The organism is Vibrio sp. LB10LO1 (assembly GCF_010092875.1).
GTDB classification, from domain to species: Bacteria; Pseudomonadota; Gammaproteobacteria; order Enterobacterales; family Vibrionaceae; genus Vibrio; species Vibrio campbellii.
Window position 1 is genome coordinate 149,093 of record NZ_JAADJW010000012.1, and the last position, 12,891, is coordinate 161,983.

Genomic DNA, 12,891 nt, shown 5'->3' on the forward strand with positions numbered 1-12,891 from the left:
ATCTAACTTTTGTCGTAGGAGTCACAGTTTCCACGCAGTACAAGTATGAATTTTTCTACCCCATTTCTAACAATTGAGATAGTTAGCCTACACTTTTATATCAACCAATTGGATATGGGTGTGTACTGTGGTCAGATCGCTTTCATGGAATAACCTATCTGTTAAGCACAAGTTATTTAGCTTAGTTGTTTTACCCATTGTCCTGCTCCTCTTTCTCGCGGGACAACAAGTTCATCGACTCTCTACACAAGCGCAAGATCTAGAGAAGGCTCAGTTATTTTCTGACTATATGGATAACGTTTCTTTTCTGTATAACTTGCCAAACAACGGTGACGTTTCAGACAGGGAATTAGCGATCAAATCCATCACCCAATCACTTAACAACGAAGCAAGGCGCATCTTTGCAGACAAAGGTTTAGAAATGACCGATCTGCTTTCCAGCTTAGAAGAAGCGAGCTTATCTCTGACGACCACAACAGACATGAATGAGCGTCTAGACATTGCAGAATGGCGAGCAGACACCTATAAGCAGATCCTACTCGCATTAGAAAAAGTGCCGTTTAATAACGCCACCCACGAAATCCAAGCGCACCTCTCTGCGCTAATACAAATCGAGTGGTTGATGTTTTGGTCTAAAGAAGAGAACCGCCTGAGCCAATATCTGATTTACTCCGTTGAGCACAACCAATTTTATGATGCCGACATCAGCAGCGAGATTGAGTCTCTGGTCAAAAACCAACAATTGTTCCTTGAACGCTTCGTCACTCTCAACGCCAACCAACAACAAGTTGAACTGTTAATCGACACATTCACCAATGAAGTGTTCGTCCTTAGCCAAGAGTTCAGAAGCTTTCTGTTCAACGAAGAAGCGCTCAGCACCCTGCCAGAAGCTGAAGTTGCAGCAGGATTAACCGCCCTAAATGGACGCTTAGCCTTGCTCAAAAACGTCGATAACGACATATCCAATCAACTCAAAACGGATGTTGGTCAAGCGATCACCATAGCCAATCAGCAGCGTTTGATGTTCATTGCCGTTATGTCTTTCATTACCATCGCGGTGATTAGCTTAGCGCTACGCCTCGTACGTAAAGTAACCAACAACCTTCAATTGGTTCTCGAATTTCTCCGTCGTGATAGCTACAGCGAAGAATCTCCACTAAGAGAGTTAATCAAAGGCAAAGATGAGTTAAGTAAATTTGCGCAAGAAGTTGAGCGGTTGAGTTACGAACGCGAGCAAGCCAAGGTCAAACTCACCCAAGCTAAGGAAGACGCGGAACAAGCAAAAGATGATGCGATTAAAGCCAGTAAAGCAAAAAGCAGTTTCCTTGCCAATATGTCACATGAAATACGTACCCCGTTGAATGGTGTTATCGGTATTTCAGAAGTGCTGTCCGATACCTCTCTTACCGCTACACAAAAAGACTACGTCGACACCATTGAGACGTCATCACAGCTACTACTGAGCTTGATTAATGACATTTTGGACTTTTCCAAGATTGAATCTGGCATGCTACTTATCAGCCCTCATTCCACATGCGTGCGCGAATCCATTTACGACATCGCATCTATTGTCTCGCCGAAAGCAAAAGAAAAAGGCATCGACCTTAAAGTGAGCATTAGCCGTAATACCCCTTATCGGTTGATGATTGATGATCACCGTCTACGCCAAGTTATCATGAACTTTATGTCTAATGCGGTGAAGTTCACCGAAAAAGGGAGCGTGCATCTCTCTGTTACCACATACGGAGTCTCAGGCGCCAACGCTGTCATGGAGTTTTCTGTTCAGGATTCAGGTATTGGGATCGACGAGCAACAACAAAAGAACATCTTCGAACCATTCGCGCAAGAAGATAACTCTACAACCCGCCAGTTTGGTGGTACTGGTCTTGGCTTAGCAATAAGTACACAGCTCGTCGAGTTAATGGGAGGCAAGATCCAACTAGAATCTGAAAAAGGACACGGCAGTCGATTTTTCTTCCAAATATCCCCTGCAATCGTTCATTTGGGCTTTGATCCCAAGCATGCTGCCAGCGACAGCCAAATTTGGGTAGTTTGTGAAGATGCAGACATGGAACGGATACTGCGCGATGAACTGAGCTTCTACCAGATTACGGTTCATCAATCGATAACACACTTAGACGCCCTTCCTGCTTGGATTAGCAATAAGGAGCCCGTCATCGTGATTTACAACGAGACACGACCAAATTCAGCGATGAAAAACGAAGCGACATTCCAACGATTAGCAGCTCAAAATGTGCATATTTGTCTCGTTAGACACCTTCATAGCGACCAGTTTGACTTTGGTGAAAATGTCAGTGCGATTATTACTCAGCCACTTCTGGGTCAACGCCTAGTCAAGGCGATTGAAAGCTGTCAGGCAAGATTCAGTCAAACCGCTCTAGAGGCAGCTGCAAGCGAAACATCTAATGCGAACAATAAAATCTTGGTGGTCGATGACAACACGGTAAACCAAAAAATCGCAGGGTTACATGTGACAAAGGCTGGCTATGAATTTGACTTAGCGGCCAATGGCCAAGAAGCGGTCGAGATGTTCGCTAAAAATCAATACGCATTGATTCTGATGGATTGCATGATGCCCGTGATGGATGGGTTTGAAGCAACAACAAGAATTCGCCAATTGGAAAAAGAGATCAATAGAAACTATCGAATCCCAATCATTGCCTTAACAGCAAGCGTAGTGGATGACGACATACAGAAATGTTTCGATGTCGGTATGGATGACTACGTGCCTAAACCATTCAAAGCAGCGGTATTAAAAGATAAATTGTCAAAAGCCGTTGAGGCGAGCAAATCGAACGTAGCAATAACTCCCGCGGTATCTTCAACTATACGCAGCCGAATCAACACTCAACCAAAAGAAAGGCCGGAAGAACCGATGACAACGCCATTACCCAGCCGATCTGAGCGTATTCTTTTGGTTGAAGACAATACGGTCAACCAAAAAGTCGCCTCTCTACTTCTAAGTAAGGCAGGATATCAATTTGAAATCGCTGAAAATGGTCAGATCGCCTTGGACATGTTCCAACAAGATAATAGCTTCGACATCATCTTAATGGATTGCATGATGCCGGTGATGGATGGCTTTGAAGCAACTAAAGAGATTCGTGCATACGAAAAAGTTTCTGGTCTGCCTAAGACCCCTATCATCGCGCTCACAGCAAGTGTTGTAGACGACGATATTCAGCGCTGTTATGACTCTGGCATGGATGCCTATGTACCAAAACCAGTGAGAAAAGAAAAACTTCTCCATCAAATTGAAAGTGTGATTTAAAGAGCAAGGTAATGGTCATGGATACCCATTTCTTAAAAAACAAGGTGCTGAGCGTTGTCTCTACCGCAATGATTGCTTTTGCATTGCTGCTCTCCTTCGATAGTAAAGCCTTGGCAGCAGATAGCTATGCTATTTTTTCTCTCGATTCAGATTTTGATGAACTCAACATCACCAAAGCACGAAAGCTCTATCGAGGGAAAACCAAACGACTGCAGGGTAAACGAATTGAGCTTTCTGATTGGCCTGATACCTCATCGGAACGCTCTGAGTTCTACCGATACCTCCTCAACAAAAATGTCGCGCAAATGAATGCGCATTGGGCAAGTTTGTCATTCTCGGGGAAAGCGCGCCCGCCCAAAGTTATCGACAATTCCGATATGGATGCCCTTTTGACATGGATGAAAGAAAAGCCAAATCGCATTGGCTATGCACCGGTGAGTAGCCTTCCGTCAAATGCACAGATCCTCTACGTAGTAAGCTCGGAGAAATAATATGAAGAAAACACTCATCGCATCAGTGATAGCAACAGCGCTTAGCAGTGTGGCCTTACCGAGCTTAGCGGCAATAGAGATCACCGATAATTTATCGTTGAGCGGCTTTGGCTCTACCTCATGGGCAACAACTGACAACGAAACACCAGTGCTCGTTAATCGATTCATCAACGATGAAAACTGCTACGACTGTGATACCACCTTTGGTGTTCAACTCGACTTCTATTACGACGCTTTTAAAGCTTCTGCTCAAATGGTCAAAAGACCACAGGACCACTGGAGCGATCCTCAGCTAGAATGGGCCTACCTTGCCTACAGCTATGGCAGTATTGAGTTTCGCGCTGGTCGCCTACGAATGCCTGTATTCCTCGCCTCCGAGTATTACTATGTCGGGCACGCCTTTACGCCAGCAAGGCCACCAAACGAAGTCTATGACAGTATTCTGGGAATTACCGCGTTCAATGGGGTTTCATTTCTATGGAACTATGACATCAACGACAGCATGACGTTAACCACGACACCTTTCATTGGTTTTCATGATGAAAGTACCGTCGACTTTAACGCCAATACCGAGCTGACGTTTAAAACTAACGATATGTATGGCGTGAACTTCATCTTGAGTGGTGATTATTATCGTTGGAACTTGACCTATTTAGATTCGAATTACGACCAAGAAACGAAACTGCGCAACCTCACTACCACTATTCCTGGTGTTGGTGTTGTTCCCATTCCAGATCAAACCATCAAAGCAAAAGGCCAAGATATTCAGCTTATCTCGCTGGGCGCAGAATATGAGTTTGATGCCCTGACTTTAACTTTGGAAGGTCAAACCAACGACATTGCATCTGCATGGTATGCACAAGGCAGCTATAACTTAAACAAGTTCACACCGTATGCTATTTATGGCCAACAGTTTGATGACCATGAACATAAAGTGGGCGATAGCTATCTATTGGGTGTGAGGTACGATCTGCACTATAACGTGTCACTCAATGCGGAATGGCAACACTTTAAAGCTTATCGAGACGCCTCAGGTGCATTTGTTTCTCCCCCTTCAGATGACAGCGCAGATATGTACACAATTATGGCTAACTTTGTGTTCTAAGCCTTTGGCAGGTCAATGCTTATCGACCTGCCTCCCCTCTATCACCGTCTCCGTTCTTCATCTTCTGTAATAGGGTACTCATGACTTAAACCGGTTGATCATCACAACCGAAACAACGGTCAGCATCATCCCCAAGGCATGAAACCAAGTAAATGATTCATTCAATATAAAAATGGCGCACAACGCCGTCATCGCAGGACCAATATTGCTCACCAAACTCAGGTGTGCAGGGTCGAGCCGCGCCATTGCGGCTGCTATCAAATACGAGGGAATAACCGTGCAGAAGATGCCAAGCAATATCCCAATGGTGATGAGTTCTTCACTCATAGTATTTAACTGTAGCGAGCTAAAAGACAGATGAATATGAATTGCAATCCCAGCACTCCCCATTCCAATACTGGTGAACAGCTTACTTCCGAGTTTTGCGATACTGGCTTTACTCATGACCAAATACACGGCAAATACAAATGCCGACGCAATCGCTAATCCACCACCGAGCCAAATCTTCTCTCCATAGTGAGAAAGATCGTGCGCCACAATGAGACCAACCCCAAGATACCCAACCAAAACGGCAAATAATACTGAACGCTTGGGTGATTGCCCCTCTTTAAACCACATGATCAACACAACAAACGTTGGAAATAGGAAAAGCAGCAAGCGCTCCAATTGAGCGGAAATATAGTTAAGTGCCGTAATGTCTAAATAGCTAGCTAAGTAATAGCCCAACACACCAATGGACGCCGCTTTAAGTCCATGCTTTCTCACTTTCCCGCGATATTCAGAGTTACGCAACGTCCAAAACAAAATGCCAAGGTAAACTGGTAATGAACTCATCGCTCGTAGCGTCATGATACTGACCGCATCACCACCATACTGGTAAGCGAGTTTGACAAAGACAGGTTTAATCGAAAACAGCAGTGTTCCAGCAAGTGCAAGCATGACACCTATTGTCACTGCACTCACTGGCTTCTTTTTGGTCTGGCTTTCTGATTGGTCGTTGGAATCGGATGCCGTATTCATTTTGTCTCCTTGATGATTGATGACTTTCAAACAAGGCTACGAGATAGAATACGACTCTGGCTGCATCTACTCGCAGCCAGGCACAACTCAACCTACCGACTGCTTGGCATTGGAAGGAGGAGCCACCAGAGGTTGGTTGCGCGGATGATCATTTTACTTTCCTATTCGGGTAGAAGGTTCAGACTAACCATTGAACATATTTTGTTCAAGCTTACGGTCTTTAAAATAGTACTCTTTGTCGTGTTGTCCGACCTCTCTCAGCACACGACACGGATTACCAACCGCAACAACGTTGGCAGGAATGTCCTTGGTTACTATGCTGCCAGCGCCAATCACTGAATTTTCTCCAATCGTCACACCCGGTAATACCACCGAGTTTGCGCCAATCCACACGTTATCTCCGATTCGAACTGGTATGTTGAACTGAGCGACATCTCGTCTCAAATCAGGATCGATTGGGTGCCCTGCCGTCGCTATAGTCACATTCGGTCCAATCATTACGCTATTCCCAATGTAGATGTAAGTATCGTCAACCAAAGTGAGATTGAAGTTTGCGTAAACATTATCACCGAGGTACGTGTGGCATCCCCAGTTCGCCCTTAAAGGCGGTTCGATGTAGCAATTCTCACCTACAGACGCGAGAAGACGCCCGAGTATCTCGCCCCGCTTTTCTGACTCTGAAGGACGGGTGTGATTGTAATCGTATAAAGTTTCAAGACATTCGATTTGCATTGCCGCCAGCCCTTCATCATTGCAGAAGTACACTTTTTGGCAGTGCAGCATGGTTTTCTTATCCATTTTTATTCCTGTTTAGGGGATGTTCTTGGTTGGAATTTAGCAAAGTAGCGGTAACAATGGCTTGCCAAAAGTCATGAAATTCACCTGTCGCCCTAAAAAGAAAGTAAGCAATTATTAGCGAAGAAAAATGGGCGAAGGTGAAGGTATCGTGCCCAAAGTTGAAATTTGAACAGAAATCAAAAATGCCGCAAATTTCGAATCTTGCGGCATTTGTTCTAAGTAGGCTTATTTCTTTTTTTACGAGCCTCCAGACGCGCTTTAAATTTCTTATCTCGACGCTTTAATGCTCGAAAAAACTTCGATTCTTCGTGATACCAACCAATAACACTGACAGGAAACCCCACCAGCATCATGATAAAAATATCGGCGGGAAACTGCTCCGTAATGTCTTTCAATGAATGCAGTTCACCAAAAACAAATAAACCGATTACCTTGCCAACCAACAACGCACAGCAAATCATCAAGAAAGACTTCATAATGTAGTTCCATTTGCCTTTCTTGCGCTCTTCTCGCCAATACACGTATTTGTGCTCGCGGTTGTACATTTCCCCCTCCGCTTAAGTGACATTGTCACCATCATTTTCGAAATGGAATGTTAATGCGAGACGGCAAGCTCGCACTACTTTAATCATAGTGCGATTGGAGGGAGTTGCTTATTAGACCAATAAGAAATGACGGGGATTTTACTGAGCGGTCCATATTTGTTTGTAAGAGCGCAGTTCTCGGTTGGACTCATCCAAACCAAACATGCCTGCTAGAGCCTCTAGTTTTAGCTTGTAACGCCCTAGTGCGCTTTCATCATCAGTCATGATCGCGAATTCTGCGAAATAACCAATACCTTCAAGGTGATCAAGCGTGATATGGAATTCACCGACAAAGTAGATGCTGCGAACCTTCTTAGTATGAAGAATCACCTCATACCCCATGTTCTCCAACATGCTTTTGGCTGCGTGGGACTTGGTGATGTCTGTCGCTTCGCAACGATCTTCTTCCGGTCCTTTCACAATCCAAAGCTTAATCCCAGACGGTTCAATTTCACGAATCACCAAGCTTTGTTTTCGTTGGTTAGTTTGCGCTCGGGGGTATCGTAAAACCAATCTGATTCTTGGTTATCTTCGAACATCACCTCGTGCTGTAGGCTGCTCAGCGCGGTTAAAAACGCTCGCTTGTCTTTCACTCTGTATTTCAATTCAACTTCAAACTGCCCCAGAAAATGATCTTGTGCACTCACGCGACTACCTCACTACAACTGTTCGCTTCGACTTTTTGTTGTTCTTTGCAACGTTAAAGGACTTCTAAAACCAGCGAGATGGTAACATAGGTTAGTAATTCGAAATGCTGCACAAGATAACTTTGTGCAAACGCGTCGTTAAAATCAAAACGCAAGAGAAAGCATATAAATACAGCTTGTCACGCCCACAATAACGACAAGGGTTCGGCCAATAGCGATATCTGCGATGTACATAACCGGATGCGCCATTCGCGTTATAGCAAATATGATGGCTGGCATAGATAAGTCAGACCAAGGAACGCCACTCAAGCTCACCGTTAAAATTGTAGCTGTGTAGAAAGCCAGCGCTTCCCAAGCATTGGATTGAGCAGCAATAATTCTCGCCGCACGCCCACTAAGTTTCCTCTCCTGCAAGCGTGGATGATGATTATCAAGATGACCGAGTTGCTGAACCTTGGCATATCCACCAAGACCTGCAAGTACATAAGGAATGACGCTAACAAAAACTAAAACAAACAGAGCGGTAGGCATAATAGATCTCGATAAAAATGGGAACTACCTAAAGTCTAGCAACTCCTTATTCCCATAACTTCTTGCTCATCTCATTAATGCTTACGAAACACCCAAATAGGACCAATCAGTAAAAACTGAACGTCTTCAAAAAACGATGGTTTCTTCCCTTCGATTTTGTGCCCGATAAACTGGAAAATCCAAAGCACACCAAAAAGTAGCATCGAAATCTGTAAGACTGGCCAACCGAGTATGTCCATCGACCAGATCAGGCCGATACACGCAACGGTGTAGCCAATCATCATAATAAATACGCTTAGAGAAAGGCGGTAGTAAAAGATCCACGCGGGTAGCGCAACAACCCATACCCAGTTGAGATTGAACCCAAATAAAGGAATCTGCGGAATGGACCAAATCAAGCCAACCACGGATAAAAAGATGCCGGGTACCGCCACCTTGTGAATCTTTTGGTTGATTGGGTTTTGATGGCTTTCACCGTAGGCTTCTAACCATTCAGAAAGTGCACGCATAACTTCACCTTTAACATCGCTATAACATTTATATAGTCGGTGCGAGTTAAAGGTGCGAGTTTTTGCCTGAAGATATTGATAATAAACAAAGTATCTGTGACCAAGCACAAACTATGTTTCTGATTTCAAAATGCAATATTTTGGGATAAACAATCGCTTATAAAGACTCGACAATCCAATATAATTTCTCAACGAAATAACACCATGGTTTCCTATAGATTTCAAATGAGACAAATCTCACTTTTCCCAATATAGGCGCGAAGTATTTATAATTTAATTTTATATATATAAAACATATTAGAAATTACCAATCCATTGGTCTAGAATCTGCACTCAATTTTCACGCCACTAGATCAAGGTTATATTTTGAACAAAAACAAAATGTTATTGAGCGCTACCTTAAGCGCTTTGTTGTTAACAGGCTGTGGTTCTATCATCAACGGTACAACTCAAAACATGACAGTTAAAGCGACTCCTTCGTCAGCTGACATCAAACTGCTCTCCTCAAACGGCTCCATCATTGCACAGTCAAAAGGCTCTCTTTTCTACAATCTAGAACGCTCTGATGGTTTCTTCGACGGAGCGAATTACAACCTTGAGGTTTCTTCTGCTGGCTACGAGAACCAAATAATCCCATTAACTTCTTCAGCAAGTGGTTGGTACATTGGTGGCAATATTCTTTTGGGTGGCCTGATCGGCTGGTTGATTGTTGACCCTGCAACAGGCGGAATGTGGGCAATCGAGGCCAAGAATGGACAAGATATTGAGAACTTGAATGTTGTACTTCTAGAAAATGCGACAGACAAAATGATGGCAGATGCAGTTAAGGTTAAATAGTTCTGCTGTTCAAGACTTTAGTTACTTGTTGCATCAATACTATTTAGCCCCTCCTCAGGGGCTAAATTTTCCGAACGTCAGCTTACTCATACTGCGGTAATAGAAGTTTTAACGCCTGATTAACCTGCCCTTTTTCTGCACCGCTCAAAGACCCCATCAACTCATGTTGCGCTTGAAGGTGCTGCTCTATCAGCGAGTCAATGAGCTCGAAACCTTTTGCTGTGAGTTCAACAGTGACGCTACGGCGATCTTCTTTACTGTGCTCACGCGCGATTAGACCTTTCTTCTCTAGCTTATCAAGCCTATTTGTCATGGCACCGGATGTCAGCATCATGGATGAAATCAGCTCTGATGGCGTTAAACGATATGGCTGACCACTGCGTCGCAGCGTTGCTAAAACATCAAACTCGCCCATTTTGAGATCGTAACGTTTGTGCAGTTCGGCGACGTGGTTTTCCATGTGCTTTGCGATTCTCATCAAGCGCCCCATGATCGCCATCGGTTCAGTGTCGAGCTCCGGCTTTTCCTTAGCCCATTGGCTTACCACTCTGTCAATTGCGTCCATTACCCTTTCATCTCCAAAGACATTCTGACTTACAAATTAATCTTAACATAAAGATACTTTACAAAAAGTCATTTCAAACGTATCGTTACAATAAATTATCTCAACGTAAAGATATTTAATGTGAACATTTTACTCGCGATGATTCCGGCGTTCTTTTGGGGCACCACTTACGCCGTAACACAATTTACTCTGCCAGACTGGCCGCCAGTGTTGCTTGGCGCACTGCGAGCTTTGCCGGCTGGACTTTTGTTGCTTGCTATCAAACCATCACTACCAAAGAAACAAGATTGGAAGATCTTACTGGTACTAGGCACAATCAATATCGCCCTCTTCTTCGGACTCATCTTTGTTATGGCGTTGACCTTGCCTTCTGCCATTTCTGGCGTGGGTATGATTTCTGTCCCTGTGTTTGCGATGCTATTTGGCTGGGTTGTATACAAACGACAACCAAGTTTGATTCAAGGGATAAGCGGCGCAGCGCTGATTGCACTAGCATGGTTCCTGTTTGATCCTAGCTCGATCACACTTAACCCCATTGGCTTAATTGCAATGCTCTCGGCAATTATGTGTATCGTTATTGGCAGTAGCGTTACTAAGTCTCTTGGAGCAAGAATGCACTGGTGGACGGTGCTAACATGGCAGCTCATCTTAGGCGGTATCATTCTTTCTATCGCCGCAGCCATCTTCGCAAGCTTTGATCCAGAGCCGTATGTGAGCGCCCTACAAAACACATCATTAGGAAACGTCGGTGGTTTATTGTGGGTTATCGTACTCAACACTGCGCTTGGTTACAGCATGTACGTGTGGCTATTGCAACGCATGTCGGTGGTGGACTTTACCTTCGGTGGTATCGCAAACCCAGTCGCTGGCATTGTTTCTGGCTTAGTCTTGATGGGCGAAAGCTTCACTCCCCTTCAATACAGCCTGATGCTAGGCATGATCCTGATGTCGCTGGTTCCACAACTGGTGATGTCCTTTAAACAAAAACGCAGCATCAATCACGCAAAACCTTGTGAGTTGTAACACTCTACAAAGCGAAAAACAAAAAGCCCGAGTTTGTGCTCGGGCTTTTTGGTTCTATATTCTTCATTTCACCGTTATCGGCTTATCTTTCACACCAGCGTAAAACACCAAAATCTCTACCGGCTCATCACCCGTATTTGCACCAAAGTGCCATTGGTCGACGACTTCTGCAATTGCGTCTCCGGCTTTCAGTACGATCTTCTCTTCATCCTTTTTCGTGACTGTGATTTCCCCTTTCAGCACTATGCCCGCATTAATGACAGGATGTTGGTGCATTGGAAGCTGCACGCCCTTCGGGACGGTAATTTTCACAATAGTGACTTCAGGTTGGCCTTTGGGGTATTCAGGCAAGGTAGTGCCATCCCAGCTGGTTGTCGTCTTGAGGACTACGTCGGCCTCCACTGAATCTGGCAAATGGGTGTCTGCCCATGCAAAGCTAAACACCAATGAAAGTGCAATCACTGCAGTTTGAATCGGTTTCAAAGTTCTCTCCTTGTTTATTAATAACCTTTACTTAAACAGTAAGAGAGGATGGAAGATGATGACGAGCGGATGAGAAGAAGTGTGAGCGAAACAGCGAAGCCTACTCCCATGATGCAACAGCCGACTCTGTTGTTGAGCTGAGCATCACTCTTCTTCTAGGCTGATTTCGATCCGCTCTTTGCCTTTGCCGATGTTCTTTCGTTTTAGTTGAATACGCCCAACTTCCGACGTGTTCTTTAAATGGGTACCGCCACACGGAACTTGCGCAAAGCCCTCAACTTTCCAGTAGCGACGCTGTTCGCTGGTATCAGAAAATTCACTAATAATGTCAGCGTGAGAATCTATCACACTTTGAGCTTGTTGTTGCAGCTCTGGCAGCAGTGGTTTGACGCTCTCGTGCCACTCAAAATCAATCCGGCTTTTGTCGGCAGAAATGTGTGCACCGACTTTGGTCATCTTAGGAAAACGGTGAGTCACGACTTCAAGAATCACTTCCGCTGCAAAGTGCAGTTTCATCAAAGCATAGCGACGCGCCCAATCAATCTGCGTGGTCACAACTGCGCCAGCTTGAAAGTTCGGCTCATGTTCCAGTGTATAAACAATGGATAGACCTTGCTTCTCTGCCTTTATCACTTGGATACCACCGATGGTGCCTGCATCGCTTTCTTGACCGCCAGACTCGGCGTAAAAGATGGTTTCTTCTAACTCGATACAAGGTCCGTTCACAAGAGATACGGTAGATTCCAACTCAACTCGATACGGGTCATCCCAAAATACTTTGTGCGTCATTGCCTTCCCTGCAATTTATCGTGGTGATGCCCTACTTTAGGTGAGTTTTATATCAATGCATAGCGCACCTATGTGATTCTCTGCCCGATTTCATCCATAAAAAATGCCCACCGAATCGGCCTGTCTCTTATACACAAATCCCCAAGCTTGTAGCTTGGGGATTTTTTTTGAACTCTTTCAAGTGTGTGTGATCTGATCACTTAGCAATCCTTACTGA

The 12,891-nt window shown here is 44.5% G+C and carries 13 protein-coding genes and 1 pseudogene; 5 read left to right on the forward strand and 9 right to left on the reverse strand.

Annotation, left to right across the window (positions count from 1 at the left end):
- Positions 1 to 127 precede the first annotated feature (127 nt).
- Genes GXP65_RS11285 through GXP65_RS11295 form a run of 3 tightly spaced genes read left to right on the forward strand, consistent with a single transcriptional unit; the run spans position 128 to position 4,888 of the window.
- Complete coding sequence (locus tag GXP65_RS11285) at positions 128 to 3,292, forward strand: response regulator (protein WP_162860259.1); 3,165 nt, start codon at positions 128 to 130, stop codon at positions 3,290 to 3,292.
- A gap of 17 nt (positions 3,293 to 3,309) precedes the next feature.
- Complete coding sequence (locus GXP65_RS11290; protein ID WP_162092819.1) at positions 3,310 to 3,783, forward strand: hypothetical protein; 474 nt, start codon at positions 3,310 to 3,312, stop codon at positions 3,781 to 3,783.
- 1 nt (position 3,784) lies between these two features.
- Positions 3,785 to 4,888 carry a porin gene (locus tag GXP65_RS11295; RefSeq protein WP_162092820.1) on the forward strand — a complete coding sequence of 368 codons (1,104 nt, stop codon included), beginning with the start codon at positions 3,785 to 3,787 and terminating at the stop codon, positions 4,886 to 4,888.
- Between the two features lie 78 nt (positions 4,889 to 4,966).
- Here the strand turns inward: GXP65_RS11295 and GXP65_RS11300 are convergent, their stop codons facing one another.
- The 6 genes and pseudogenes from GXP65_RS11300 to GXP65_RS11325 all read right to left on the reverse strand — a co-directional run bounded on the left by GXP65_RS11300 (position 4,967) and on the right by GXP65_RS11325 (position 8,977).
- Positions 4,967 to 5,908 carry a DMT family transporter gene (locus GXP65_RS11300; RefSeq protein ID WP_162092821.1) on the reverse strand — a complete coding sequence of 314 codons (942 nt, stop codon included), beginning with the start codon at positions 5,906 to 5,908 and terminating at the stop codon, positions 4,967 to 4,969.
- Positions 5,909 to 6,091: 183 nt separating this feature from the next.
- The gene (locus GXP65_RS11305; RefSeq protein WP_162092822.1) at positions 6,092 to 6,706 is read right to left on the reverse strand and encodes a sugar O-acetyltransferase; all 615 of its coding nucleotides are present in this window, start codon (positions 6,704 to 6,706) and stop codon (positions 6,092 to 6,094) included.
- 215 nt (positions 6,707 to 6,921) lie between these two features.
- The gene (locus GXP65_RS11310; RefSeq protein WP_038889788.1) at positions 6,922 to 7,251 is read right to left on the reverse strand and encodes a hypothetical protein; all 330 of its coding nucleotides are present in this window, start codon (positions 7,249 to 7,251) and stop codon (positions 6,922 to 6,924) included.
- Positions 7,252 to 7,389: 138 nt separating this feature from the next.
- Positions 7,390 to 7,937: pseudogene (gene cyaB / locus GXP65_RS11315) on the reverse strand (class IV adenylate cyclase).
- 144 nt (positions 7,938 to 8,081) lie between these two features.
- Positions 8,082 to 8,468: an MAPEG family protein gene (locus GXP65_RS11320; protein WP_162092823.1), complete on the reverse strand. Its 387-nt coding sequence runs from the start codon at positions 8,466 to 8,468 to the stop codon at positions 8,082 to 8,084.
- A 74-nt stretch (positions 8,469 to 8,542) separates the two neighbouring features.
- On the reverse strand, positions 8,543 to 8,977 hold the full coding sequence (locus tag GXP65_RS11325) for an Mpo1-like protein (RefSeq protein ID WP_005427632.1): 435 nt from the start codon (positions 8,975 to 8,977) through the stop codon (positions 8,543 to 8,545).
- Between the two features lie 366 nt (positions 8,978 to 9,343).
- Between GXP65_RS11325 and GXP65_RS11330 the strand changes: the two genes are divergently transcribed.
- Positions 9,344 to 9,814, forward strand: coding sequence for a hypothetical protein (locus tag GXP65_RS11330; RefSeq protein WP_050557392.1), 471 nt, complete (start codon positions 9,344 to 9,346; stop codon positions 9,812 to 9,814).
- A gap of 82 nt (positions 9,815 to 9,896) precedes the next feature.
- On the opposite strand, the gene GXP65_RS11335 is transcribed toward GXP65_RS11330, so the two are convergent.
- Positions 9,897 to 10,379: a MarR family transcriptional regulator gene (locus GXP65_RS11335; protein ID WP_162092824.1), complete on the reverse strand. Its 483-nt coding sequence runs from the start codon at positions 10,377 to 10,379 to the stop codon at positions 9,897 to 9,899.
- Positions 10,380 to 10,499: 120 nt separating this feature from the next.
- On the opposite strand from GXP65_RS11335, the gene GXP65_RS11340 reads away from it, so the two are divergent.
- Positions 10,500 to 11,402: a DMT family transporter gene (locus GXP65_RS11340; protein WP_162092825.1), complete on the forward strand. Its 903-nt coding sequence runs from the start codon at positions 10,500 to 10,502 to the stop codon at positions 11,400 to 11,402.
- A gap of 63 nt (positions 11,403 to 11,465) precedes the next feature.
- On the opposite strand, the gene GXP65_RS11345 is transcribed toward GXP65_RS11340, so the two are convergent.
- Both GXP65_RS11345 and GXP65_RS11350 read right to left on the reverse strand, forming a co-directional pair.
- Positions 11,466 to 11,885: a cupin domain-containing protein gene (locus GXP65_RS11345; protein WP_005427570.1), complete on the reverse strand. Its 420-nt coding sequence runs from the start codon at positions 11,883 to 11,885 to the stop codon at positions 11,466 to 11,468.
- A gap of 144 nt (positions 11,886 to 12,029) precedes the next feature.
- Positions 12,030 to 12,674 (reverse strand): alanyl-tRNA editing protein, encoded by a 645-nt coding sequence (locus tag GXP65_RS11350; protein WP_162092826.1) that lies wholly within the window; start codon positions 12,672 to 12,674, stop codon positions 12,030 to 12,032.
- Positions 12,675 to 12,891: the final 217 nt, after the last annotated feature.